Below are 24,054 nucleotides of genomic sequence, written 5' to 3'. Positions count from 1 at the left end.
CACCGTCTCAGCCCCTCACAAGCAAAAAAGCTGATGAAAAAGGTCAAATACTACTATAATACCCACACCCTCCGGTACGAAAAGCTGGAAGTACCCCTGCGGGTGCGGTTATTGCAGTTGATCGGCTTCATAGCGGCATCGATTGTAACCGGTGCCATCATTTTTGCCATTGCTTTCCGTTATATTGACTCTCCCAAAGAAAAATACCTGCGCCAGCAGAACGAAGACCTGAGCAATAATTACAGTGTTTTCATGGAGAGACTGAAGCAGCTGGAACTGAAAATGGATGAGATCGAGAACCGTGACAATGGGGTGTACCGTTCTATTTTCGGAGCCACGCCCATTCCGGACAGTGCGCGCATCAAGGATATTGAGCTGCGGAAAGAAGTGAAACTGGTTCAAAGCATGGGCGAATCGGAGCTGGTAGAAAGTATTGCGGGTCAGCTGAATAACCTGTCATTGCGTACCGCTTACCAGGTAAAATCTTTTGATGAAATTGCCAGTCTGGTGAAGAATAAGGAAAAACTGCTGGCTTCTACGCCTTCTATCCAACCCATCAGTAATAAGAACCTGAACCGGATTGCGTCGGGTTTTGGTTATCGGATTGATCCGGTTTACAAAGATCGCAGGGCGCATATGGGACTGGATTTCAGTGCCCCGATGGGTACCCCGATTTATGCAACTGCTGATGGTCGGGTAAAAGACGCTGGTTATCACACCGGCGGCTTTGGTAACCGGGTTGTGGTATCGCATGGTTTTGGGTATGAAACCCTGTATGGCCACATGGTACGGATCAAAGCCCGGGTGGGCGAAACGGTGAAAAGGGGCGAGGTTATCGGTTACGTAGGTAACTCCGGTAAGAGCACCGCACCACATTGCCATTACGAAGTACACAGGGGCGGTATACCGGTAGACCCGATCTACTATTTCTACAACGATCTTACACCGGCACAGTTTGACCGCATCCTGAAACTGGCGGCTGCGAGCAACCAGAGTTTTGACTAATCTTTCCTGGTGATAGATTGTTTCAGAACATTTATCTGACTAATTTGTAGTTCATTTTCATCAATATTCTTTCTGTGGAACCAGGCGTTAGGGAATATCTGCTGCGTATTGTGAATACGATGTCGGTGGCGTTGCTGTGGATGGCGATTAACAGCACAGCCGGTATCATGTTCGGATATGCCTTTGTAGAAGATCATATCAGGATGGGTAATGTGCTTTTTTATAGTTGGTTCCTGCTCAGCCTGGCTTTTTTATTGAGGTGGGTAATCCGTTTATGGCGTAAACCGATTGATTTTGAACAGGAGTAACACGAGCCTTTCATAAAATAAATTCCCCCGGATAAATCATTTGCATCGGCTTTTCCTTATTTTCAGTTGAGAAACTGAGCATATATGTACCTGAAAAATATCTCCAGATGGACCGTGATTACCGGCACATTACTGATCTGGACCATTAAATTCCTGATCAGACCCCTGGTGCATATTCCTTCTCTCTTGCAGCCATTGGTGGGTTTTGCGCCTAACCTGATCGGCTCTTTCCTGCTGCCTTTCGGGGCCTGTTGGTTTTTTCAACGGTATTTCAGGTTACAAACACAACGTGATCTTACGTTTACCTGTTCTTTCGGATTACTGTTAGTGATCATCAACGAATACCTGCAACTGATTCCGGTATTCGGGAGAACTTTTGATTATCTCGATATTTTTTCTTCTGTGATCGGCGTATTCTGCGGGCATCTCGTATTTGGCCGTTTGATGGGTTCGCAGATGGCGCAGGCAAAACAGTCTGCTTTGTAACAGACTGTTTTGCGTGTAATTTTTTCAATAAGGGTGAAACGAAGAGAAGAAGTCAGGGTTAATTTTTTCCGTCTTTGGTATCGAGGATCACAGGTGTTTTGCCTCCCCCCATGATAATCACTTTTGCATTGGGGGAAGTGATCAATCCTTTCATCACCTGTATCTGTTCGTATTGCAGCTGTTTATCGCCCAGTCCTGAACTGATGATGCGCTGGTAATCGGCAATACCCTGGGCTTCTACGCGTTTACGCTCGGCTTCCTGTTTTTCTTTCTGTAATACAAATTCCATTTTCTGGGCATCCTGTTCTGCTTTTATTTTTTCCTCAATGGAGCCTTTTACCGTAGCAGGCAGGGTAATATTACGTACCAGCAATTGCTCCAGTACCAGGCCACGTTTTTTAAAATCTGTTTCGATGCTTTTAAAGATCCGTCCCTGGAACAGATCTCTTTTGTTAGAGTACAGATCTACTGCTGTAAAATACACCGCATTGTCTCTGATCTTGGTACGGGTCAGCGGACGAACAATCTTATCGCGGTAATCGAGCCCGGTTTCTTTGATGATGGTAGGCGCTTCGGTACTGATTACCCGGTATAGAACTGTAAGATCTATGACTACTTCCAGTCCATCGGCTGTGAGTACCCGGATGGCATCATCTCCCATTTTATCGCCTTCGTCGTGCACTCCGCTCATGGTATAGTTCTGTGTTTTGATATCAATGGTATTCACTTCTACCAATGGATTGATAAAATTCAGTCCGCTGGTAAGGATATCGTTGTCTACTTTCCCGAACAGGGATTTTACACCGATCTGTCCGGCGTTAATCTGTTTGATGCAGGAGGTCATGATGCCGATCACTATTACAGCAAGCCCGGAAATGCGCAGGCCTACAGATAGTTTCCGTAGATCCTCTCTTTCTTTATTCATGGCGATGGCGGTAACCAGTAAGATTACGCCGAGGATAATGAGTATCATATAGATGCTTTTAACTTAGTGGATTGTTAGTCGCGGAATTGATCTGAATATTACACTAACTGCTATGATCCGATACGATCACCCATTCACCTTTGATCTTTCGCAGGATAAGGGTATAATGCCCGCTCAGGTTGCCAATGGTTCTTTTGAGCATCCATTTCCCCAACACAAAATAGCAGTCTGGTGAGAGCGCCTGTACTTTCAGGATATCAAAATTAAGTTTACCCATCGCTGTTGTATCCGGGTAACTTTTCAGGTAGTTCTGCAGGGTAGTGCGATACCCGTAATTGGGCCCGTTTTTGCCCACGAACAAAAGACTGTCGTTATTCCAATACCCTTTCATAAACCCGGCAATATTGCCTTTGTTCCAGTCGCTCATCTGCCTTGCCAGCAGGTTACGGATGGTTTGTTCGTCTTTGTTCTGGGCAGAAGCTGTGAGAAAGATTACAGTAGTTAGCAGGGTTAAAAGCAGTTTCATGTGTGTAGATTATATAGTTAAGCTACGAATTAAAATAGATTACCGGATTACGAATTAGCGGATTGGCGGATTCGTTAATCCGTTAATTCGTAATCCGCTAATCCGTTAATCCTCTCCCCGCTCTCACCATTTCGCGTTTGCCCCAGGGACCGGGGATTTTTGTTACCTGGAAACCGGCTGCTGTCATGGCTTTTCTAACCACTGATTTACTGCAGTAGGTAACGAGTAACCCGCCGGGTAAAAGCAGGTTGTATAATTGTTGAAATACTGCTTCGGTCCACAGTTCGGGTTGGTAGGTGGGGGAGAAGGCGTCGAAATAAATACAGGTAACATCATTTATACCTTCCAGTGTAAGCAGCGAGCTTTTGTGTTTCCTGAGTGTAAAAAAAGGATCAATGGCGATCGTTTTTTCCCAGTTGGTTTCGTGAATGGCGAGGAACCCGGGCTGATCCTGCAACAGTTGTCCGTAGTTAAGCTGACCAATCTCTTCTGCACTTAATGGGAATAATTCTATCGCTGTATATAAAACGGGATGCTGGTGTAACCGGGCTTCCTGTAAGGTAAGCAAGGCATTCAGACCAGTCCCGAAACCTATTTCAAGAATATGTATGGGTGCTGTAACAGAATGAAACAGTGCTTGTAAGCCGGCTTCTATAAATACATGACGGCTTTCGCCAACAGCACCGTGGTGACTGTGGTAAGTAATACCCGCATCCGGCAGGGCTATTGTATGTGATCCGTCTGCCGTTAATCTAATTTCTCTTTGCATCGCTTTGCAAAATACTTAACTTACCCGCATGGAGTATGTAACACATTTGCAGAAGGATAAAAAGCTGGCTAAAATCATTGGTACGGATCTGCACCAGCTGGACCTGCATCCCAATATACCGGTCAGGATCATGTCCAGTATTATCAGCCAGCAGTTAAGTACCAAAGTAGCCCGGGTAATCTTCCAGCGTTTTCTCGATTTGTACAAAGGCAAAGAACCCAAGCCGCAGCAGGTATTGGATACCCCCGCTGAAACCCTGCGCGCCATCGGGCTCAGTAATGCAAAAGTGAGTTATGTACATAATGTAGCGGCTTTCTGTATCGAACATAAGATTACCGATAAGAAATTGCTGGCTATGGGCAATGAGGAAATCATTGATCTGCTGGTACAGATCAAGGGAATCGGTAAATGGTCGGTAGAAATGCTGCTGATGTTTACCCTGGGCCGCGAAGATGTATTTGCCGTAGATGATCTTGGTATTCAACAGGCGATGACGCATTTATATAAGCTGGACCCGGAGAATAAAAAAGAGATGAAGGAGAAGATGCTGAAAATTTCCGCCAAATGGAGTCCCTACCGTACCTATGCCTGTTTGCATTTGTGGAAGTGGAAGGATTCCTGACGCAGGACAAAAATGACTTGTAAGGTAATCTATTTTACGTTGGGCGTTTAGCGTTCTGCGTTAAGCAGAGTTCCTTGCAGCGTTAATGATGCCGAACATACTGCGGGTAATTAGTTTTTCATATACCTCTTTCATCACCGGATCGGTCTCTGCCTGGTGTAACTGGTGTAAACCGTATTGCTGTATGGTTAATAGCGGCAGCACAATTTTATCCCGCATCTGGATAGAGGCTCGGCCGGTTCTATCATCCTGCATCAATTCGGTTGCATCGGAGAGTTCGAGTACCAGGGTAGCTGTTAAATCAAATTCCGCTTTAATCAGTTGCCAGATGGCGCCATATTCGGGGTCATCTTTAATGTATTGTGTTAAGGCAAAAGAAGATTTCAGCATGCTCATCATGCTGTTATCAATCAGGGTTCGGAAAAACAGTACGTTCCTGAACATGGCTTTTACATCTTCCCACAAACCTTTTTCTTTCATGTGCTGTAAAGCCGTACCTACGCCATAATAGCCGGGTACATTTTGTTTCAGCTGACTCCAGCTTCCTACAAAAGGTACGGCCCGCAGGTCCTCGAATTGTAAGCTGCCGCCACTGCCACGTTTGGAGGGGCGACTGGCAATATTACTCTTGCTGTAATAATTCAGCGGACTGAACTGCTGCAGATAAGAGAGGAATTGCGGATGTGTTTTAAATGCCTGGTAGGCATCGTAGCTCACTTTACCCAACTCATCCAGTAAAAACCGGTCGTGGGGTGATAAGAGCATCCGGTTATCAGAAAAAATTTCGTTACTGATGCCGGCACTCAACAATTGCTCCAGGTTATACTGGGATGATTGGATGGTGCCAAAGTTGGACGTGATGGTTTGTCCCTGCACAGTTAACTGGATCTCTTCATTCTCAATATTATTTCCCAGCGAAGCGTAGAATTTATTGGTCTTGCCACCCCCGCGCGAAGGCGGTCCGCCACGGCCATCAAAGAATTTGGCTTTGATATCATATTTACGGGAGATAGCGGTCAGGTTTTCTTTGGCTGTATAAATACTCCAGTTGGCCTGCAGGTAACCGCCATCCTTGGTGCCATCACTGAAGCCGAGCATGATGGTTTGCTGCTGGTGGCGTTGTTTGAGGTGTTGTTTGTATACCGGATGCGAGTAAAGAAACTCCATGATGCTTTCTGCTTCCTGCAGGTCATCAATGGTTTCAAACAAAGGCACAATATCAATGGTCAGTTTATCGGCTTTCCAGCCACAGAGGCGGAACAGGGCAAATACTTCCATCACATTTACAGCCGTCTGGCAGTTGCTGATGATATACCGATGGCAACCTGCCTCACCATTCATGGCTTGTATTTCCTGAATAGCGTACATCGACTCCAGTGTATCTCTGGTAAGACCTTTGGGAAAGAGATTCACGTCCAGCTTCATCTCCAGTGAGGATAAAACCCTGATCTTCTCTTCCTGCGACAGACCTGCATACCTGGCAGGTAAAATACCTTTTTGCCCCTGGCTCTGTAAAGTGGTATTGATATCTACCAACACCTGTGTATGTATGCGGCTGTCCTGCCTTACATCCAGTGCGGCAAAATGGGTTCCGAATATTTTTACTTTATGGATGAAACTGTCTATACGCTGTAAAAACAAAGAATGATGTTTTTCTACCACCAGCTCGCGCATGGCGGTTAATTGTTTCAGTAATTCCTGTTTGCTGATGCGGTTACTCTCGCTGGAGCGGAAGACATTTTCGTACAATTGTTCTTCCAAACGATGAATCATTGTATCCACCCCACTGAATGTTAGTCGGCGGGAAAGCTTACGAACATCGCGGTAATAACATACGATGATGGCACTGCGCAGTGCCGCCGCTACGCGGATGGTGGTAGCCGCATTTACAAACGGATTCCCATCCCTGTCGCCACCGGGCCAGAAACCCAGTTCGATAAAAGGATTGTCGCTGTCGAATTCATTATCAAAAACCTCGCGGGCAATGTAATTGTAAATATTGCCGATAGACTGGTACAATACATTCTCGAGGTACCACATCAGGTTCACCGCTTCATCGTATGGTGTGGGTTGTTTTTTATTGAAGAAGGGGGTGATACCCAGTTGTTGTATATACTGGTTGATGGTATGAAAATCATTCTTGCCGATCGCTTCGCTCATGTCGTGGATGATACCCAATACACTACCCGGATAAAACTGCGTAGGGTGTGCGGTTAACACCACTCGTACTTTGAATTTGCGGAGTTTGTTTTTTAAAGCCTGTGTTTTACCGGTGAAAGCCGCTTCGTTGGCAAGGGCTTTCAGGCTGCCTGCACCATCTATATTATTCACCGTGGTAAATGCGGCATCTTCAATGGCATCAAACAATACTACCTGCCGTTCTATGTACTGGGCAAATTTGAATAAACGATCAATTTTTTCGGCTTCCGTTTTGATCTGTGTATGCTGCTCAAAAAAACGGTCGATGATCTGCATCGGACTTTTCCCTTCTGCATACCCATCTACACAGGCCTGCAGTAAAATAGGAAGTAAAGCGCCTACATTGGCGATGCCGGAGAAAGGAAGTGCTGCAAACAGACTGTTGTAAATGGTATACTTGTCTGTTACATTTCTTTTGAAATTGCTGATATATAATGAAGAAGACATATAGAGCTTGCTGCGTCCAAGTTACTTCATTTGCTGAAAACGAAACTAACAAAAACGCTGATTTAGGCCTGCCGGACTTGATTTGCAGCTAATGATCGTTAGTTATATTCGACTAATCATTAAACCTTTGTTGTTTTTCCAGGTCAAAGAACAGTTCGTTATATTTATAAAAATACCTGCATGCACGCTGACGACAAGGAGTTATTGTTTCAGTTTCACCAGACTGCTACAAAGGAAAAAGCATTTACGGCCATCATTAAAAAATACCAGGAGAAATTGTACTGGCATGTACGCAGGCTGGTAGTGGATCATGATGATGCCAATGATGTATTGCAGAATGTTTTTATTAAAGTGTGGAAAGGGCTGGAAAATTTCAGGGAAGACAGTCAGCTCTATACCTGGTTATACCGCATAGCTACCAACGAAGGCTTAAGTTTTCTGGAACAGCAGAAAAAGCGGGGAACCATCAGTCTGGATGAGGAAGAAGCGGGGTTGAGTAATAAAGTGCGTGCAGACAGTAACTTTGACGCCAATAAACTGGAATGGCGTCTGCAGGTGGCCATACAGCAGTTGCCTGAAAAACAGCGGGTGGTCTTTAATCTCCGGTATTACGATGAAATGCCTTATCAGGAAATGAGCCGGATACTGGAAACCAGCGAAGGGGCCCTGAAAGCAAGCTATCACCATGCGGCGCGTAAAATAGAGGAATTCATAAAAAATTATTAAACTTTAGGCAAAACAGGCTGTCAAACCAGCAGATCATGGAAAACAGGAAAACGATCATAGCCGAATTACAGGCAGTTGCCCCGCTGGTTGCTGAGATCAGTCAGGTGAAACTGTATACTGTTCCGGAAGGGTATTTCGCCTCTTTCCCGGCTGTTATGGCCGAAAAGATCCGTGTGGAGGAAATGCTGGCTCAGGCGTCGGCGCCTGTGTATGAAGTGCCGGATGGTTATTTTGCCAGCTTACCCGCAGAGATTCTTTCCCGCATCCAAACCAACCATACTGTACGTGAAGAGTTAGATGAAGTGGCCCCTTTACTCAACACCATTGATAAAGGAACGCCGTACCAGGTTCCGGCAACTTATTTTGCCCAGGCCGATTTTGCCCGTCTGGCGCACTACCAGCAACCGCAGGCCAGGGTAGTTAGCCTCCGGCTTGCCCGCAAATGGATGCAGTATGCAGCTGCAGCACTGGTAACGGGTGTGCTCGTAACCGGTGCATTCCTGTATACAGATAATCCGGCTAATATCGAAGACACGGCATACAAAACCGTTGATCTGTCTTCAGAATTAACTAAAGTGAGCGAAACCGAACTGGCGAATTATCTTGATAACCCCGAGCATGCAGCTGTTACTAATACGATTACTACATTAACCAATGAAGAGATCCTGACTGATGTAAAAAACAACCTGCAGCAGGTAAGCGATGATGAACTGAAACAATACCTGACAGATAATGCCGAGAGCTACGAAGTGTTAACTTCTGAATAAAGCGATTTATCATGAGATCTATTTTATATACCTTTTTACTGATCCTTTGTTTCGCCACTACCGTACAGGCGCAGCAGGATGATGCACAGACGCCACCGCCACCAGCCAATATCATTGGACTGAAAATGGCTTTTGTTACCAAACAGCTGGCATTAACCAATGAAGAGGCCCAGAAATTCTGGCCTGTGTATTACAGTTATTCGGCCGAGTTACGGAAGATCCGCCTGAACAGAAAAGAAGATATTCTCGCTACCGAAGAAGAGATGCTGAACCTCCGCAAAAAATACCGTACCGAGTTTAAAAAGATCCTTGCCACCGACGAACGTGTAAACAAAGCACTTACCGTTGACAGAGATTTTATGGTGGTGGTGAAAAAAGAATTGCAACAACGCAGGCTGAGGGGCAAGGGGAAGCAGGAGTAGGGGGTGTGAATTGTGAATGGGCAGTTGTCAATTAATATCGGAAGCGAAAGATTCACCATTGCCCATTCACAACTGCCTACTCACGATTCACGACTGACGCCCCCACACCGGGTATTTGATATCGTGGTAAAACAGATGACAGGGATTTTATGGTGGTGATGAAAAAGAATTGCAACAACGCAGGCTGAGGGGGAAGCAGGAGTAGGGGGGCGTGAATCGTGAGTAGGCAGTGGTGAGTAGTGAGTAGTGAGGTGTAAATTGTCAATTCACTTAGGAACCGAAAGATTCACCATTCACCATTGCCCATTCACAACTACCCACTCACCACTGCCTACTCACGATTCACGACTCCACACCGGGTGTTTGATATCGTGATAGAAGAGAAAGGTCCAATTTTTTTCCTGTCCTTCCTGCCACCATTGCTGGCGCAGTTCCATACATTTTTTTCCGTCGTAATCGTATTTGGCTATAAAGCGGCTTTTCATCTGTTGCAGCTGTGGTGCCACATCTCCACCGAAAAAAGCGGTTTCGCCATTTTCCTCTATCCAGAATACCTGGTGAAATTTACTATGCGCACCGGTTAACTGGTAACGGATATAGCCGTCGATCCACCCTTCATCTTCTGTTAACCAAACCACTTTGCTGAAATCTTCGAGTAACTGAAAATCTTCGGTTAGGTAAGAAGCTGTTCCTACTTCCATAGCATAATCAAACTCTCTGCGCTGCACATACCAGGTGGCATAAGGGAAACTGAGGAACCTGTCTGGACTGAGTTCGCTTTTAATCGTAACGCCACCTGCATGGTCCTTGTGTAAATGGCTCATCAGCACTTTGGTAACCTGTGCGGGTTGTATACCGGCTTTTTCGAGATTTTGGTGTAACTGAAAACGGCCGTTGGCATCATTGTATCCTAATCCCGTATCAAGCAGGATCACATCTTTTGCAGTAACGATTACAAAAGGCTGGATCTCTACCAGTAAACTACCCAGCGGTCGGCTGTTCAGTTCTTCTGATGAAGTATCAAAAGGGACAAACACTTTGGTTTTATCGATGGTAAATGCGCCTTCGGAAAGTGGAATAATTCTCATTGTCAAATTTTCAAATCGTCACATTTTCAAATTGTCTACCTCAATACCATCTGCCTGTCGGCGTCCAGCCTGAGTAAAATAAAAATCAGTATGGTAAAAGAAACCAGCGATGATCCTCCATAACTGATCAACGGTAAGGTTACACCCGGTGAGGGGAATAAACCAATGGTCATGCAGATATTGAAAGCGATATGAAAAAACATGATACTGGCCACACTATACGCATACACCCTGCTGAAAGTACTTCGCTGCCGCTCCGCAATTTTGATAATCCGGAAGAGCAGGAACAGGTAAATCATCAGGAATACAAAACTACCGACGAACCCGAAGGCTTCGCCCAGGGAGGCAAAGATGAAGTCTGTATGCTGCTCCGGTACATATTTACCCCTTGTTTGGGTCCCCTTTAAAAAACCCCTCCCCGTTAATCCGCCCGAACCAATGGCGATCTTACTCTGGCGTACATTATAATCATCCGGTTTGCGTGGTGCTTTATCTGTTTTTTTAGCAGAACGTTTGTTGAGACTGCAATCGTAATCTTTTCCGAAAGCACTGTACACCCTTGCACTCTGGTAACACTCCAGTACATTATTAAAGATAAAGGGTACCGCAAACCTTTGTATGCCCACACAGGCAAACCAGATAACGAGGATCAGGTATAAAAGTCCTTTGCTTTTTTTGATGGATTTACGCAACAGATAAATCACCAGCAACGCAATGGTGGTAAGAATAATGGCGAGTGTATTGGGTTCTATCAACAGGGTGGAGATGATCAGTGCTACAAAAGAGAAACCGAGAATCAATACAAAGGGCGACAACCCTTCGCGGAACATCACCAGGAAAAAACTGAAATATACCAGGGCCATACCTGATTCGTGCTGGGCCACTGAAATTACGGCCGGCAAGAGACAGATCACGCCCGCAAGTATCTGTGATTTGAGTTTGGTGAAATCGGTTTCCTGTCTCGACAGGAATTTGGCCAGTGCCAGGGCAGTAAATATTTTACAGACTTCTACCGGCTGCAGGTTAAACCCACCAACCAACGGGATCCAGCTTTTTGATCCGCTGATATTTTTACCAATCACGAAGGTAGCCAGCATCAGCAGTATCCCGAATGCATACATCAGGTTGGCAAATGCCGTGAAGAGTTTACTGTCGGTTAGCAGGATAAAAGTGGCCACTATGGCACAGATACCTGCAAAAATCAACTGTTTGCTGTAATTGGTTTTACCACCGAGAAAAGTCTGCAGCCAGTTGGTATCAACCCGGTACTCTACCATAAAAATGCAGAGAATACCAATGGATACGAGTATCGCATATAACCAAACTACCGTCCAGTCTACACCCTGTGCCTGCGTTGATATATTGTTTCGGTTACTCATTTGGTTAGCTGCTTTTTGTATTTCCTGTCTTCGATGGTTAATGCTGCGGTTGGTGTTTCTCCGCTTTTCTTGGGTATCGGAACTTTTTTAACGGGAGCCGTCGGTGGGTTCCCGGGTTCCGTTTCCGGTTTGGCACTGTCATCGTCAGAAGCATCGTCGGTTTCTTTTTTATTCAGCTTCTGTTCCAGCAGCTGCTGGTTTTCTTTTAATCTACGTAATGAATCCTTCTTGGCAATCTCGATCCGCATCAATGGTGGTATGTATACTTTGTTGGTATATTCTTCAATCATCGCTTTTCTCTCCGGCCCCGCAATCGAATCACGTAAATATTTTTCTACAATCAGGCTGGCAATAGGAGCCGCTACACGGGCGCCCTGGTCTGAGTTCTCACAGATCACAGCGATTGCAATCCTTGGTTTATCTCTGGGGGCAAAAGCACCAAAGAAAGAGTGGTCGGGTTGCTTTTTCCCTTTGGCATAGTTTTCTACGGTTCCCGTTTTGCCGCACATGATGATGCCGGGGATTCTGGAACGTACCGCAGTTCCATATTCTACTACGGCCTGCATACCATCCTGTACGGCACTATATACCGTATCAGGTATCCGATTATCGGTGTGATGTTTTATTTTATATGGATCCAATAAATTATACTCATCACCACCTTCTATAGAATCTACCAAGTGTGGTGTATAGAACCAACCTTTATTGGCAATGATAGCCATTACATTGGCTAACTGAACCAGTGTTGTATTTACTTCTCCCTGTCCAATGGCATTGGAGATCACATTGCAGGAATACCAGCGGGGACCGAATATTTTTCTGTAATCAGCCGAAACCGGCAGGTTTCCTTTTTTCTCTGAAGGAAGGTCTACACCTAACCTGCGGCCCAACCCAAAAGTGTATGCGTAACTGTTGAATACGGCTAAGGCACTGTCTGCACCATGATATCTTGGCTGGTCAAGTGTTCTTTTATACACGGTAGAGAAATAACTGTTATCACTATGCGCCACAGCATCTTTGAAATTGAAAACACCTTTATCGAGACATTTAGGCTTACCGGTACCACAACCGGTAAAATAGCCCGGACAGTTAACGGTGGTATGCTCGTCTATCACACCTTCTGATAACCCGATCAAACCCACAACCGTTTTAAAAGTAGAACCGGGAGAATAATAAGTACCCAGCCCGCGGTTATTCAACGGCAAACGCGGATCGAGCAGCAGGTCTGCAAAATGTCTGCGTTGCTGGCTGCCGGTTAAGTAGTTGGGATCGTAGGTAGGAGCACTTACCATACATAAGATTCCGCCCGTTTGCGGATCAATGGCTACAATACTTCCTACTTTATTGCTCATCAGTTTTTCACCCAGTTTCTGCAGCTCTACATCCAGGCTCAGGTGAATATTTTTACCAGCCACGGCTGCTGTATCATACATGCCGTTTTCGTAAGGCCCCTGAATGCGGCTTTTGTTATCGCGTATATAGTTTTTTACACCGCGCTGGCCCATCAATACTTTTTCGTAAGAGCGTTCCAGTCCGGTCATACCGGCATAATCGCCCATCTGGTAGCCCTCGTCTTTGTGCCTGCGCAGGAAGGAAGTATCTACCTCACGTATATAACCCAGTACATGTCCGGCCACGCTATAAGGATAGGTTCTTACCGAACGTTCTGTAAGTGAGAAACCGGGAAATTTATAGATGTTCTCATTCAGGCGGGCAAACATTTCAACGGTCAGCAGTGGTTCAAAGATGCTTGGTTTTACATATCCGTTCTTAAAAATGAGATCACGGATTCTTTTCCTGTATTCGGCGGTATCGATATTGAGTAAACTACAAAGCGAAGCGGTGTCTACCCCTTTGGCTTCCGAGGGTATCACCTGCAGGTCGTAGCTGATGGTATTTTCCAGGATCGCTTTTCCTTTTCTGTCGAAAATGATTCCGCGGTCGGGATAAATTACTTTACGGAGCAGCGCGTTGTTCTCTGCAGCCAGCTTGTATTTTACCGAAAACAACTGCAGATTGATCAGCTGCCCGATCATTACCAGAAATACAACCGCAAAAATGATCTGTATAATGCGCCCCCTGCTCTGATTAAATACCGGCATACCTGTTAACTAAGTAAGTGAGTTGAGTGATTGAGTAGTACTGGTTACAAAGTTGATGAAATGGGGGGAAGCTTGTATCAACTATTTTAAAAAAAGTTATTCATAGATGTGGGTAGCGGAAAGCGATACATCCATTGGCTGTAACCGGAACATTCACACTATGTTAACTACTCCTGTACCGGCTGTTCCGGTTAAACAGCATTTCTGCCAGGAAGATCATGAGCAGGCTGATAGCCGTGGTGCCGGCCACTTTACCGAGAAAGTAGACGAAGTTGCCAAACTGCAGCCATTCAATCAGTACGAGATAGAAATGATGAACAAAACTGAGTATGCCTACGTATAAAGCATAGGGTGCCCAACCCATGCTTTTATGGCTGGGTTCAATATAACTCTGTTCGGTGGTTTCCTGGGGTATCAGCAGGTTCAGCAGGAAAGGCCGGATATATGCGATCAGTACACAGGGAGCGGCGTGTAAACCATACGTGCCGGTAAAATAGTCAAGACTCAACCCAAACAGGAAACTGATGATCAGCAGCCAGAAGCGGTTGATAGTAAAGGGTAACCAAAGAATATACAGGAAATAGAGATAAGGCACCAGAAACTGGTGCAATGGTGGAACCTGGTTCAGGATATACACCTGGAACAGGATAAATACCACAAAACGGATTATATTTTTCAGCAGGCTGCTCATGGTATTCTGGAAGTATTCGTTTCTAACTGAACCTGTTCTGCATACCGTACATTTTCGATCAGGTATACATATTGGAGACTGAAGAAATTAGTAGCTGTTCTGATCTTCAGGGTATAAAAATTACTGGAAGATTCTGAACTGATCTCAGCTACCGTACCGATTAACAGTTTAGGTGGGAAGTTGGCAGAGTAATTACTCGTTATCACCGAATCTCCTTTCGCTACTTTGGCGCCCTTGGTTACATTACGCAGGGTAAGAAAACCTGGATCTGTTCCGTCCCATTCCAGGCTGCCTGTATTATTGTCTTTTTTGAGCATGGCACTTACCTTACTGCTACGGTGTATCAGGCTCATGATCTTGCTGAAATTAGGGCTGGTTTCTACTACCACGCCTACAATACCGGCAGAGCTAACGACTGCCATGCCTTTTTTCACTCCCTGGTTACTACCCCGCTCTATCGTAATGAAATTGTTTTGTAAGGCGTACGAATTACCGACCACTTTGGCAGGTAACCAGGTAAACTTGCGCGAACGCCCGAGGGTATCTTTTACAAGCGTATCTACGTACAGTTCTTTATCCGTATTGGGTGCAACAAAATTGGAGGCGAGCATATTACGTAAGCGTACATTCTCTTCGGCCAGTAAACGGTTGGTCTCTTTCAGGGCAAAATAATCGCGGAAACCACTGTATTGTTTGTTGATGCCACCGGTTACTTCGTTGGCTGCCGTGGCAAAAAAAGACTGGTGGGTTTTACTCGCACTGCTCAGCATCACAATAGCCATCACCTGTAACAGCAGAAAGCTGAGAAAAGTGAGGTAGCGACGTATGAAGAGGAAAATATTTTTCACGGGTGTGCGGGTTGCCGGTTCGGTTACCAGTTGCTGGTTTCAGGTTACAGGTATATGCTTACCATTTGATAACACCAGTAACCAGTACCCTGCAACCTGTATCCAGATTATCTCATAATAAATGGAAAACGCTGGTAGTTCTTAAGCGCCAGCCCGGTACCACGTACCACGCTCTTTAACGGATCATCGGCCACGTGTACGGGCAGTTTGATCTTGGCACTCAGTCTTTTGTCCAATCCGCGCAGCAGGGCTCCACCACCTGTGAGGTATAAACCGCGGCGGTAGATATCCGCTGCCAGTTCGGGCGGTGTGGTTTCCAGTGCTTTCAGGATGGCTTCTTCTATTTTGAAAATACTCTTGTCCAGTGCTTCGGCTATTTCCTGGTAACTGACCATGATCTGTTTAGGGATACCGGTTACCAGGTCGCGGCCATTTACAGGCAGGTCATCCGGTGGGTTATCCAGGTCTTTCATGGCAGCACCTACATTGATCTTGATCTGTTCAGCGGTACGCTCACCAATCAGCAAACTGTGGTAACGGCGCAGGGCTTCCATGATATCGGCCGTAAACTCATCACCGGCGATACGGATACTCTGGTCGCACACAATACCCGCCAGCGCAATCACGGTAATACCGGTGGTTCCCCCCCCGATATCGATGATCATGTTTCCAACGGGTTCTTCTACGTCGATCCCGATACCGAGGGCGGCTGCCATGGGCTCATGGATCATATATACTTCTTTGGCACCTGCCTGCTCGGCACTATCGCGAACGGCACGTTTTTCTACTTCTGTAATAGAGGAGGGGATGCAGATCACCATACGCCAGCTGGGCGGAAACAGGGGCTTTTTGGGGTAGATCATCTTGATCAACTCCCTGATCATCAGCTCGGCCGCGTTAAAATCGGCAATTACCCCGTCTTTCAGCGGACGCACCGTCCGGATGCTTTCGTGGGTCTTTTCGTGCATCATCAGGGCTTTTTTGCCCACGGCCAAAACCTCCTTCATATTATTGCGGTTCAGGGCAATGATCGAAGGCTCGTTTACTACCACTTCATCGTTATGAATGATCAGGGTATTGGCTGTACCCAGATCCATGGCAATCTCCTGTGTGAAAAAGTTAAACAATCCCATTGTATATAAAAAGTTCGAATGTGTTAGTCAATGTTTGCAAAGGTGACTGAAAATAGTGGTTTCGCAAAGCCAAAATACTGAATTTTCAGGGGTTTTGAGGCAGTTGCCACGAATTAGGCAAAATGCGGTAAGTCAGTAGTGAGTGGTGAGTAGTGAGTTAAGCAGAATACAAACACTCACTATTCACTACTCACCACTCACTATTTACGCAAATTCATACCCAATATCCTTTCGGTAATACATCCCTTCAAACGAAATTTTTTCCAGTATTTTTTTGGATTTGGCCACTGCTTCCGGAATATTATTTCCATAAGCTGTAACGGTTAATACGCGGCCGCCATTGGTATATACTTCGCCATTCACCAGTTTGGTGCCTGCATGAAAAACGATGGTATCATCTGTTGGCAGTTCATTCAATCCGCTGATCAGTAAATTTTTTCGGTAGTCACCCGGATAACCACCACTCACCGCCATCACTGTTGCACAGTGTTGCGGATAGAATTCTATGTTAGCATCAACTAACGTGCCATTATCCATCGCGGCGAAAAGTCCTACAATATCAGTTTGCAGTAAAGGCATCACTACTTCTGTTTCCGGATCGCCCATGCGGCAGTTGTATTCGATCACAAAAGGTTCGCCGCCTACATTCATCAAACCAAAAAATACAAAACCATGATAGTTGAGTTCTTCTTTGAAAAGCCCGTTGATAGTGGGTTTGATGATCCGCTCTTCTACTTTCTGCATGAATACATCATCCATAAAAGGTACCGGACTTACACAGCCCATACCGCCTGTATTTAAACCGGTATCTCCTTCGCCGATGCGTTTATAATCTTTCGCATGACCGATGATCTGGTACACTTCTCCATCTGTTAAAGCAAACACACTTACTTCAATGCCTTCTAAAAACTCTTCGATCACCACTTTGCTGCTCGCTTCGCCGAATTGTTTGTGCAGGATCATTTCTTCAAATACCTGCAGGGCTTCTTCATGCGAAGAAGAAATGACCACTCCTTTTCCTGCGGCCAGTCCATCGGCTTTTAACACCACCGGTAAACTATGCTGCGCGATATATTTTTTTCCTTCTTCAAAATTGTCAGCTGTAAACTCTGCATAACCTGCCGTTGGAATCTGGTGGCGCTGCATGAATTTTTTACTGAAAGCTTTACTGCCCTCCAGTTGTGCGGCTTTGGCCGATGGACCCACTACAATGATGTGCTGCAACTGCGGATCGCTCTGAAAAAAATCGTAGATACCCTTTACCAGCGGTTCTTCCGGTCCCACCACCAGCATATTGATCTTTTGATCGATGCAGGTTTGTTTAATAGCAGGAAAATCGGTTACCGAAAGAGCAAGATTAGTACCGTACAGTGCTGTTCCGGCATTGCCCGGGGCAATAAAGAGTTTGTCACAGTGATGGCTTTTCACCATTTTCCAGGCCAATGCATTTTCGCGGCCGCCGGAGCCAAGTAGTAAGATGTTCATGATGGTTCAATTGCCAAGCGAAAGTAGGCTGTATGGGGGATTTTTTGGGGGATAGGGGAAAATTATTGTGAATGGGCAATGGTCAATGGGCAATGGTGAGTTGTGAGTAGTCAGTAGTGAGTGTCTATTCACCATTGGCCATTCACTATTCACAACTACCCACTCACTACTCACTCTCCTCCACCCCTATATAACTCTTCTCCGGTAAACGCCTTGCGATCAGGAGAAACAGCACAAATGATATGGCCAGTATACCGATGAATAGCCAGTAATATTTGGCGCCGGTGAACTGGCTGAAGAAACCTTTGTTGACAATGTTTCCATTGATGAGCCCTACGAGCAGGTTGCCGGCCGAAATGCCCAGCAGGTACAAAGCACTCATAGTACTTTTCATCGATTTGGGCGAATGGGTATACGCATATTCCAGGCAGGTTACAGAAACCATTATCTCAGAAGCTGCCAGCAGTATATAGGCCAGTATCTGCCACCATACCGAAGGTTTTCCGCCGGCATCTATCTGTTCCTGCAACAGTGCAATGATTACAAATGCCAGTCCGATTACCGCCAATCCGCCACCAATCTTGCGCAATGGAGTTACTTTGATCCCTCTTTTCTCCAGAAAAGGATATATAAAAGAAGTAAAAACCGGGATCAGCAATACCAGAAACAAGGGGTTGACAAAGTTGATCTGCTCGGGTAAAATAGTAATGCCACCAATCAGCGTCAGATCCAGGCGGGTGGCCTGTAATACCCATTCAGAAAGGTTTTGGTCCCACAAGGCCCAGAATATGGGCGTAAAAGCAAACACGGCCAGCACCCGGTACACAGCCTGTATGCCATCGATCGATTTGGCAGAATACTTTTCGCCAACAGCTTCCCATACTTTTTGTCCGGGTTTACGGCTGAACAGTTTGATCAGTGCATAGACGGAAATAGTAAAGAAATTCTCTTTTTTAATACCTGCGGGAGGTGCTTTGACATATTTTTTTCGTCCGAGCCAGAAAATCAGTGTGGCCAGTGCCATCAGTATACCGGGTACACCAAAAGCGATCTCCGGACCGTAATATTTTTTCAGAAGCGGGATGAACAAAGGGGCCAGTGTACCGCCGAGGTTAATGCTCATATAAAACCAGCCATATACTTTAGAGAGCAGGTGCTCGTTGGATTTGTCAAACTGGTCGCCCACATTGGCCGATACGCAGGATTTGATACCGCCCGCGCAACAGGCAATAATTACCAGACCAGTGCTGAAAAGAGTATAACTGTTGTCGGAAACAGACAAGATGAAATGGCCCAGGGTATACAGCATAGAAACGAACAGGATTACGCGGTATTTCCCGAAAAACCAGTCGGCCATGATAGCGCCCACAATGGGCATGAAATAAGCCAGTGTAACAAAGAGGTGCGACATTTCATTGGCCTTAGCATCGGCTTCGGCATTGAGCGCAGGATTGAGAGTAGGATTGAAAAACGCAACCGCCATATAAGTGACCATAATGGAGCGCAAACCATAAAAACTGAACCTTTCTGCTATTTCACTACCAATGATATAAGGAACCGATTTCGGCATCCCGGTTTTCCTGATATCGCTTTGTATTTCACTCATAAGTTGTATTTTGGTTTTTTAAAGATATTGGAAACTGGTTAAACTGGTTAAAGGGAGTTGAACTGGTTAAAATTGGTTAAAATGGTTAAAGAGGTTAAGCTGGTTAAACTGGTCGTTGGAGGTAAGGATCTAGGATAGTTTTCCGATTACCTTTTCTGTACCCCTTTAACTACTTCAACTTGTTTAACTTCCTTTAACCCTCCCTTCCAATACCTTACGCTAACTAAAACTTGCACTATGTCTGATGAGAAAAAAACATTCAAGCCTTTTGTTGCCCCTGAAACAAATATGAAGGAACTTACCGTAAAATCCATACTGGTAGGTAGTTTATTCGGGGTCATATTCGGTGCCGCCACGGTGTACCTGGCGCTGAAAGCCGGGTTAACGGTTTCTGCCTCCATTCCCATTGCGGTGATTGCGATTACACTGGGCCGAAAATTTCTGAAAACAACGATCCTCGAGAACAACATCATTCAAACCACCGGTTCTGCGGGCGAGAGTATTGCAGCGGGTGTGGCATTTACCCTGCCGGGTTTTCTGTTTCTTTCTTCTCCCTCCAGTGCAGAATATTTCAATTATCTCACCATCCTGATACTGGCCATCATTGGGGGTTTGCTTGGCACCTTATTAATGATACCTCTGCGGAAAGCACTCATCGTTAATGAACATGAAAATCTTCCTTATCCCGAAGGAACGGCCTGCGGCGATGTATTGAAGGCGGGTGAGAAAGGAGGCGATTTTGCCAAGACCGCTTTCTGGGGACTGGGTGTAGCGTTTGCCTACGCCATTCTGCAGAAGATTTTACATGTGATTGCAGAAACCCCTTTTTATGCCACCAAACAGATCAATAAATTTTTCCCTTCTGCCAAGGTATCCGGAGAGATCACACCGGAGTATATGGGTGTGGGTTATATCATTGGTCCTAAGATTGCCGGTGTACTGGTGGCGGGTAGCGTATTGAGCTGGATGGTATTTATTCCACTGCTTTCTACCCTGGTTCCGGGCGATGTAATTGCGCTGCAACTGGTAAAACTGGGTTACCTCGTTGATGTAACCAAAGCCGGCGGAAAAGGTGGCTGGGATCCGGTAACGCATAGTTTTGCTGATTATTCTGCAGCTATTTATTATGCCTATATCCGTCAGGTAGGTGCCGGTGCCGTTACGGCAGGGGGGGTGATCACTTTGCTGAAAACCATTCCTACTATTATTAAATCCATCAAGGGAAGTGTGGCTTCTTTAAAAGCCAATAACCAACCCGGTGCGGCGGCTGTATTGCGCACAGACAAAGATCTGAACCTGAAAGTAGTGGGTTTTGGCAGCCTGGCTCTGATTGGACTGATTGCTGTATTACCGCAGGTACCGGGCGATAGTTTTCTGCAGAAATTACTGATTGGTGTACTGGTGATTTTGTTCGGGGCTTTGTTTGTGACCGTATCTTCCAGAATTGTGGGATTGATCGGTTCTTCCAATAACCCCATCAGCGGTATGACCATTGCTACGGTAATGGGCACGAGCCTGATCTTTTTAAGCGTGGGCTGGACGGGTAAAGCTTTTGAGCCACTGGTACTGGTAGTAGGTGGTATGATCTGTATTGCTGCTGCTAATGCCGGCGCTACTTCGCAGGATCTGAAGAGTGGTTATATAGTAGGTGCTACACCCCGTAACCAGCAGATCGCTTTGTTTGTGGGTGCCATTGTTTCTTCGATCGTGATCGGTTTAACCGTGAAATTCCTTGACAGACCTACCACTGAAATGCTGCAGCAAGGTGTACAACATGCTATCGGGTCTGACAAATATCCCGCACCGCAGGCTACCTTAATGGCCACTTTGATCAAAGGAATCCTGTCGCAGAACCTCGACTGGCAATATGTGGTAGTAGGTATTTTCTTAGCCATTACGATGGAATTATGCGGCATCAAATCACTCAGTTTTGCCATTGGTGTGTACCTGCCGCTGGCTACTACTTTACCCATCTTTATTGGCGGTGCCATCCGGGGTATTGTAGAAGCCAAACAGAAAAAAGAGAATATCAAACTGAATGCGGAGGAAGAGGAGCTGGGCAAGGGCAACCTGTTTGCTACCGGACTGGTAGCAGGTGGTGCCGTGGCTGGTGTGGTGATCGCTTTTCTGGCAGGAACGGATAGCGGAGAAAAATTTCTGAAAGCCGTCAGTATGGAAGAAGGTATTGTGCATAGTTTGTCGCAGGGTGGTTACTTTATTCTGGGCACCTTGTTCTTTGCCACTATGGGAATGATCCTCTACCGCGTTGCGATCAAAAAAACAACATAAACAAACCGCGCCTTTGCGCCTTTGCGTGCAAATTTTCTCGCAAAGGAGCAAAGGCGCAGTCAGGAAATGATTTGCTAAGCCTGCTGTAACTAACAGCAGGCTTTTTTATGGGGAGCTGGGTTAAACCTTCCACTCTGTTTCCCGTCATACTAAAAATGGTTACTATGAATCTTCGGCGTTTGTATCAAACCTTTACAGTAGGAGCCTGTCTTACACTGTTATCTGCTTTTGTACAGGGCAATTCTGCCGACAGTTCCGAACCCCGGCTGAATATGCCCTATAAAAAAATGGGACTCACACAGGAGCAGGCTGCGGCCCATTTACTGAACCGTTTTACATTCGGTATCCAACCGGGCCAGGTAAAACAGGTGCTGGAGATGGGACTGGATAACTGGCTACAGCAACAATTAAACAGCCGATTACCTGATGAGGAAGTAAAACGCCGTCTGCCTGCCGCTAATTATGAAGCATTGACCATGGATAACGAAACCATTGTGAACCGTTACCTCAATGCCGGGCAGATCATCCGCGTGGCGGCCAAAAATAATTTACTGGATAAAGATTCTCTCCGCAACCTGGATAAGCCCGAGTACCGTGCACAGTTAAAAAAACTGATGGATGCACAGGGTTACCAACTGCCGCAGGAATTACACCGGCAACTCATTAACCAGAAAGTGATCCGTGCGGCCTATGGACAGAACCAGCTGCAGGAATTACTGACAGATTTCTGGTTCAATCACTTCAATGTTTCCTTAACAAAGGGCCAGTGCCAGCAGTACGTGCTCACGTACGAACGTGATGCGATCCGCCCCAATGTACTGGGTAATTTTGCCACCTTGCTGGAAGCCACGGCCAAACACCCTGCCATGCTGGAATATCTGGACAATGCTTCCAGTGTAAGTATGGATAACGACATGGCCCGCCGTCAGGAAAAAAATGTACTGGCGAGGCAGGCCCGTGAGCGTTTACAGCAGGCGGCCAATGATACCGCTACCCCCGGCGGAAAAATATTGCAGCAAACACTGGCTGCCAGAAAAACACAGGGACTGAATGAGAATTATGCACGCGAGATCATGGAGCTGCACACGTTGGGTGTAGATGGCGGTTATACGCAGCAGGATGTAACCACTGTAGCCCGTGCCTTAACCGGCTGGAGTGTGAAGCCCTTGTATAAGGATGGTCCCGGTATCAAATTACTGCAGGCCGCTGGCCCAGCTTTGCTGCAACGCAGAGGTTTTGTGGTGGAAGGTGATTTTTTATTCCGTGCAGACAAACATGATGAAAGTGCCAAGACCATCCTCGGTAAAAACTTCCCAGCCAATGGCGGCTATGAAGAAGGTGAACAGGTATTGGAAATGCTGGCTACCCATCCCTCTACTGCTAAATTCATCAGCACCAAATTAGCTGCGAGGTTTGTGAGTGATACGCCTTCGGCGGCATTGGTTAATAAAATGACAGAAGCTTTCCTGAAAAGCCATGGCAATATCAAAACCGTATTGATCACCATGGTGAACAGCCGTGAGTTCTGGGATACAAAAGCGTTGCGCGAAAAAGTAAAATCGCCGTTCGAATTTGCCATCAGTGCCATCCGGGCTACCAATGCAGATGTGCAACAACCCTTTCAGATCTATAACTGGTGTACGCGTATGGGACAGCGATTCTATTTTTACCAGGCCCCTACCGGTTTTCCTGATCGTGCGGGATACTGGATCAATACCGGGTCGCTGTTGAACCGGATGAATTTCGGGTTGGCATTTGCCACCGGAAAAATTCCGGGCGTAAAATTAAATCTGGCCGCACTGAATGATAACCATGAACCCGAGAGTGCAGAAGCGGCACTGGCTATTTATAGTAAGATACTGTTGCCCGAAAGAAACCAGGACGAAAACATCCGCCGCCTTACCGCCATGGTGCGCGATACCAACCTGGAACAGAAGATCAGCGAAGCAGCGGAAAAAAATCCACTCGCTACTGCTGAGGTGCAAACAGCGGAACAGGATGAGATGATGGATCTGTCGGCGAAAAAAAATAAACGGGAAAAACTAAATGAGAAAAAAGCCCTGAGCAAAAAGAACCTGCCCGTAACCACGCTGTATGTAGCAGGTAATACAAATACTGTATCGCAGGTAGCAGGCATCATTATTGGTTCTCCAGAATTTCAAAGAAAATAAACCGCGCCTTTGCGAGCCAATTTTTTTCCGCAAAGGCGCAGAGACGCAAAAAATAATCCA

At 46.0% G+C, this 24,054-nt stretch carries 21 protein-coding genes; 9 read left to right on the top strand and 12 right to left on the bottom strand.

Annotation, left to right across the window (positions count from 1 at the left end; translation table 11 throughout):
* Window positions 1-33 precede the first annotated feature (33 nt).
* The 3 genes from AC1RNB_RS03915 to AC1RNB_RS03905 all read left to right on the top strand — a co-directional run bounded on the left by AC1RNB_RS03915 (window position 34) and on the right by AC1RNB_RS03905 (window position 1,799).
* Window positions 34-1,005 (top strand): M23 family metallopeptidase, encoded by a 972-nt coding sequence (locus tag AC1RNB_RS03915; protein WP_493080878.1) that lies wholly within the window; start codon window positions 34-36, stop codon window positions 1,003-1,005.
* 74 nt (window positions 1,006-1,079) lie between these two features.
* On the top strand, window positions 1,080-1,313 hold the full coding sequence (locus tag AC1RNB_RS03910; protein ID WP_493080877.1) for a hypothetical protein: 234 nt from the start codon (window positions 1,080-1,082) through the stop codon (window positions 1,311-1,313).
* Window positions 1,314-1,397: 84 nt separating this feature from the next.
* Window positions 1,398-1,799 (top strand): hypothetical protein, encoded by a 402-nt coding sequence (locus tag AC1RNB_RS03905; RefSeq protein WP_493080876.1) that lies wholly within the window; start codon window positions 1,398-1,400, stop codon window positions 1,797-1,799.
* A 58-nt stretch (window positions 1,800-1,857) separates the two neighbouring features.
* On the opposite strand, the gene AC1RNB_RS03900 is transcribed toward AC1RNB_RS03905, so the two are convergent.
* The 3 genes from AC1RNB_RS03900 to mnmC2 all read right to left on the bottom strand — a co-directional run bounded on the left by AC1RNB_RS03900 (window position 1,858) and on the right by mnmC2 (window position 4,019).
* The gene (locus AC1RNB_RS03900) at window positions 1,858-2,772 is read right to left on the bottom strand and encodes a prohibitin family protein (RefSeq protein ID WP_493080874.1); all 915 of its coding nucleotides are present in this window, start codon (window positions 2,770-2,772) and stop codon (window positions 1,858-1,860) included.
* 55 nt (window positions 2,773-2,827) lie between these two features.
* Window positions 2,828-3,250 carry a YybH family protein gene (locus tag AC1RNB_RS03895; protein WP_493080873.1) on the bottom strand — a complete coding sequence of 141 codons (423 nt, stop codon included), beginning with the start codon at window positions 3,248-3,250 and terminating at the stop codon, window positions 2,828-2,830.
* Between the two features lie 97 nt (window positions 3,251-3,347).
* Window positions 3,348-4,019 carry a tRNA (5-methylaminomethyl-2-thiouridine)(34)-methyltransferase MnmC2 gene (gene mnmC2 / locus AC1RNB_RS03890; protein WP_493080871.1) on the bottom strand — a complete coding sequence of 224 codons (672 nt, stop codon included), beginning with the start codon at window positions 4,017-4,019 and terminating at the stop codon, window positions 3,348-3,350.
* A 28-nt stretch (window positions 4,020-4,047) separates the two neighbouring features.
* Here mnmC2 and AC1RNB_RS03885 point away from each other — a divergent pair, with 28 nt between their 5' ends.
* Window positions 4,048-4,641 (top strand): DNA-3-methyladenine glycosylase family protein, encoded by a 594-nt coding sequence (locus AC1RNB_RS03885; RefSeq protein WP_493080870.1) that lies wholly within the window; start codon window positions 4,048-4,050, stop codon window positions 4,639-4,641.
* Between the two features lie 60 nt (window positions 4,642-4,701).
* On the opposite strand, the gene AC1RNB_RS03880 is transcribed toward AC1RNB_RS03885, so the two are convergent.
* The gene (locus tag AC1RNB_RS03880; RefSeq protein ID WP_493080868.1) at window positions 4,702-7,287 is read right to left on the bottom strand and encodes a phosphoenolpyruvate carboxylase; all 2,586 of its coding nucleotides are present in this window, start codon (window positions 7,285-7,287) and stop codon (window positions 4,702-4,704) included.
* A gap of 180 nt (window positions 7,288-7,467) precedes the next feature.
* Between AC1RNB_RS03880 and AC1RNB_RS03875 the strand changes: the two genes are divergently transcribed.
* The 3 genes from AC1RNB_RS03875 to AC1RNB_RS03865 are packed head-to-tail and all read left to right on the top strand — an operon-like array spanning window position 7,468 to window position 9,202.
* On the top strand, window positions 7,468-8,013 hold the full coding sequence (locus tag AC1RNB_RS03875; protein WP_493080866.1) for an RNA polymerase sigma factor: 546 nt from the start codon (window positions 7,468-7,470) through the stop codon (window positions 8,011-8,013).
* 35 nt (window positions 8,014-8,048) lie between these two features.
* Window positions 8,049-8,780 (top strand): hypothetical protein, encoded by a 732-nt coding sequence (locus AC1RNB_RS03870; protein WP_493080864.1) that lies wholly within the window; start codon window positions 8,049-8,051, stop codon window positions 8,778-8,780.
* Between the two features lie 11 nt (window positions 8,781-8,791).
* The gene (locus tag AC1RNB_RS03865) at window positions 8,792-9,202 is read left to right on the top strand and encodes a hypothetical protein (RefSeq protein WP_493080863.1); all 411 of its coding nucleotides are present in this window, start codon (window positions 8,792-8,794) and stop codon (window positions 9,200-9,202) included.
* A gap of 335 nt (window positions 9,203-9,537) precedes the next feature.
* Here AC1RNB_RS03865 and AC1RNB_RS03860 read toward each other — a convergent pair whose 3' ends face one another.
* The 8 genes from AC1RNB_RS03860 to AC1RNB_RS03825 form a co-directional block, all read right to left on the bottom strand.
* The gene (locus tag AC1RNB_RS03860; protein ID WP_493080861.1) at window positions 9,538-10,290 is read right to left on the bottom strand and encodes an MBL fold metallo-hydrolase; all 753 of its coding nucleotides are present in this window, start codon (window positions 10,288-10,290) and stop codon (window positions 9,538-9,540) included.
* A gap of 35 nt (window positions 10,291-10,325) precedes the next feature.
* The gene (gene rodA / locus AC1RNB_RS03855; protein WP_493080860.1) at window positions 10,326-11,669 is read right to left on the bottom strand and encodes a rod shape-determining protein RodA; all 1,344 of its coding nucleotides are present in this window, start codon (window positions 11,667-11,669) and stop codon (window positions 10,326-10,328) included.
* Window positions 11,666-13,771 (bottom strand): penicillin-binding protein 2, encoded by a 2,106-nt coding sequence (mrdA, locus tag AC1RNB_RS03850; protein WP_493080858.1) that lies wholly within the window; start codon window positions 13,769-13,771, stop codon window positions 11,666-11,668. Before mrdA ends, rodA begins: the two co-directional genes overlap by 4 nt.
* Before the next feature lie 163 nt (window positions 13,772-13,934).
* Entirely contained in the window at window positions 13,935-14,462 is a 528-nt protein-coding gene (locus AC1RNB_RS03845; RefSeq protein WP_493080856.1) for a rod shape-determining protein MreD, read from the bottom strand.
* Entirely contained in the window at window positions 14,459-15,310 is an 852-nt protein-coding gene (gene mreC / locus AC1RNB_RS03840; protein ID WP_493080855.1) for a rod shape-determining protein MreC, read from the bottom strand. The genes AC1RNB_RS03845 and mreC overlap by 4 nt, the downstream gene beginning before the upstream one ends.
* 107 nt (window positions 15,311-15,417) lie before the next feature.
* The gene (locus tag AC1RNB_RS03835) at window positions 15,418-16,443 is read right to left on the bottom strand and encodes a rod shape-determining protein (protein WP_161816967.1); all 1,026 of its coding nucleotides are present in this window, start codon (window positions 16,441-16,443) and stop codon (window positions 15,418-15,420) included.
* A gap of 204 nt (window positions 16,444-16,647) precedes the next feature.
* A complete protein-coding gene (gene purD / locus AC1RNB_RS03830) occupies window positions 16,648-17,928 on the bottom strand; it encodes a phosphoribosylamine--glycine ligase (RefSeq protein ID WP_493080853.1) in 1,281 nt (426 codons plus the stop codon).
* Window positions 17,929-18,094: 166 nt separating this feature from the next.
* Window positions 18,095-19,534 (bottom strand): POT-type proton-dependent oligopeptide transporter, encoded by a 1,440-nt coding sequence (locus AC1RNB_RS03825; RefSeq protein ID WP_493080851.1) that lies wholly within the window; start codon window positions 19,532-19,534, stop codon window positions 18,095-18,097.
* A gap of 237 nt (window positions 19,535-19,771) precedes the next feature.
* Here AC1RNB_RS03825 and AC1RNB_RS03820 point away from each other — a divergent pair, with 237 nt between their 5' ends.
* Both AC1RNB_RS03820 and AC1RNB_RS03815 read left to right on the top strand, forming a co-directional pair.
* On the top strand, window positions 19,772-21,823 hold the full coding sequence (locus tag AC1RNB_RS03820; RefSeq protein ID WP_493080850.1) for an OPT family oligopeptide transporter: 2,052 nt from the start codon (window positions 19,772-19,774) through the stop codon (window positions 21,821-21,823).
* Window positions 21,824-21,987: 164 nt separating this feature from the next.
* On the top strand, window positions 21,988-23,994 hold the full coding sequence (locus AC1RNB_RS03815; protein WP_493080848.1) for a DUF1800 domain-containing protein: 2,007 nt from the start codon (window positions 21,988-21,990) through the stop codon (window positions 23,992-23,994).
* Window positions 23,995-24,054: the final 60 nt, after the last annotated feature.

It is taken from the genome of Sediminibacterium sp. GW821-FHT12F12 (genome assembly GCF_058806635.1).
This window is presented reverse-complemented; position numbering and strand designations above follow the sequence as displayed.

What these genes read in the sequence shown, in the direction of transcription:
- AC1RNB_RS03915 (WP_493080878.1), top strand. Translation starts at nt 34, where the DNA reads ATGAAAAAGGTCAAATACTACTATAATACCCACACCCTCCGGTACGAA.
- AC1RNB_RS03905 (WP_493080876.1), top strand. Translation starts at nt 1,398, where the DNA reads ATGTACCTGAAAAATATCTCCAGATGGACCGTGATTACCGGCACATTA.
- AC1RNB_RS03900 (WP_493080874.1), bottom strand. Translation starts at nt 2,772, where the DNA reads ATGATACTCATTATCCTCGGCGTAATCTTACTGGTTACCGCCATCGCC.
- AC1RNB_RS03895 (WP_493080873.1), bottom strand. Translation starts at nt 3,250, where the DNA reads ATGAAACTGCTTTTAACCCTGCTAACTACTGTAATCTTTCTCACAGCT.
- mnmC2 (WP_493080871.1), bottom strand. Translation starts at nt 4,019, where the DNA reads ATGCAAAGAGAAATTAGATTAACGGCAGACGGATCACATACAATAGCC.
- AC1RNB_RS03885 (WP_493080870.1), top strand. Translation starts at nt 4,048, where the DNA reads ATGGAGTATGTAACACATTTGCAGAAGGATAAAAAGCTGGCTAAAATC.
- AC1RNB_RS03880 (WP_493080868.1), bottom strand. Translation starts at nt 7,287, where the DNA reads ATGTCTTCTTCATTATATATCAGCAATTTCAAAAGAAATGTAACAGAC.
- AC1RNB_RS03875 (WP_493080866.1), top strand. Translation starts at nt 7,468, where the DNA reads ATGCACGCTGACGACAAGGAGTTATTGTTTCAGTTTCACCAGACTGCT.
- AC1RNB_RS03870 (WP_493080864.1), top strand. Translation starts at nt 8,049, where the DNA reads ATGGAAAACAGGAAAACGATCATAGCCGAATTACAGGCAGTTGCCCCG.
- AC1RNB_RS03865 (WP_493080863.1), top strand. Translation starts at nt 8,792, where the DNA reads ATGAGATCTATTTTATATACCTTTTTACTGATCCTTTGTTTCGCCACT.
- AC1RNB_RS03860 (WP_493080861.1), bottom strand. Translation starts at nt 10,290, where the DNA reads ATGAGAATTATTCCACTTTCCGAAGGCGCATTTACCATCGATAAAACC.
- rodA (WP_493080860.1), bottom strand. Translation starts at nt 11,669, where the DNA reads ATGAGTAACCGAAACAATATATCAACGCAGGCACAGGGTGTAGACTGG.
- mrdA (WP_493080858.1), bottom strand. Translation starts at nt 13,771, where the DNA reads ATGCCGGTATTTAATCAGAGCAGGGGGCGCATTATACAGATCATTTTT.
- AC1RNB_RS03845 (WP_493080856.1), bottom strand. Translation starts at nt 14,462, where the DNA reads ATGAGCAGCCTGCTGAAAAATATAATCCGTTTTGTGGTATTTATCCTG.
- AC1RNB_RS03835 (WP_161816967.1), bottom strand. Translation starts at nt 16,443, where the DNA reads ATGGGATTGTTTAACTTTTTCACACAGGAGATTGCCATGGATCTGGGT.
- purD (WP_493080853.1), bottom strand. Translation starts at nt 17,928, where the DNA reads ATGAACATCTTACTACTTGGCTCCGGCGGCCGCGAAAATGCATTGGCC.
- AC1RNB_RS03825 (WP_493080851.1), bottom strand. Translation starts at nt 19,534, where the DNA reads ATGAGTGAAATACAAAGCGATATCAGGAAAACCGGGATGCCGAAATCG.
- AC1RNB_RS03820 (WP_493080850.1), top strand. Translation starts at nt 19,772, where the DNA reads ATGTCTGATGAGAAAAAAACATTCAAGCCTTTTGTTGCCCCTGAAACA.
- AC1RNB_RS03815 (WP_493080848.1), top strand. Translation starts at nt 21,988, where the DNA reads ATGAATCTTCGGCGTTTGTATCAAACCTTTACAGTAGGAGCCTGTCTT.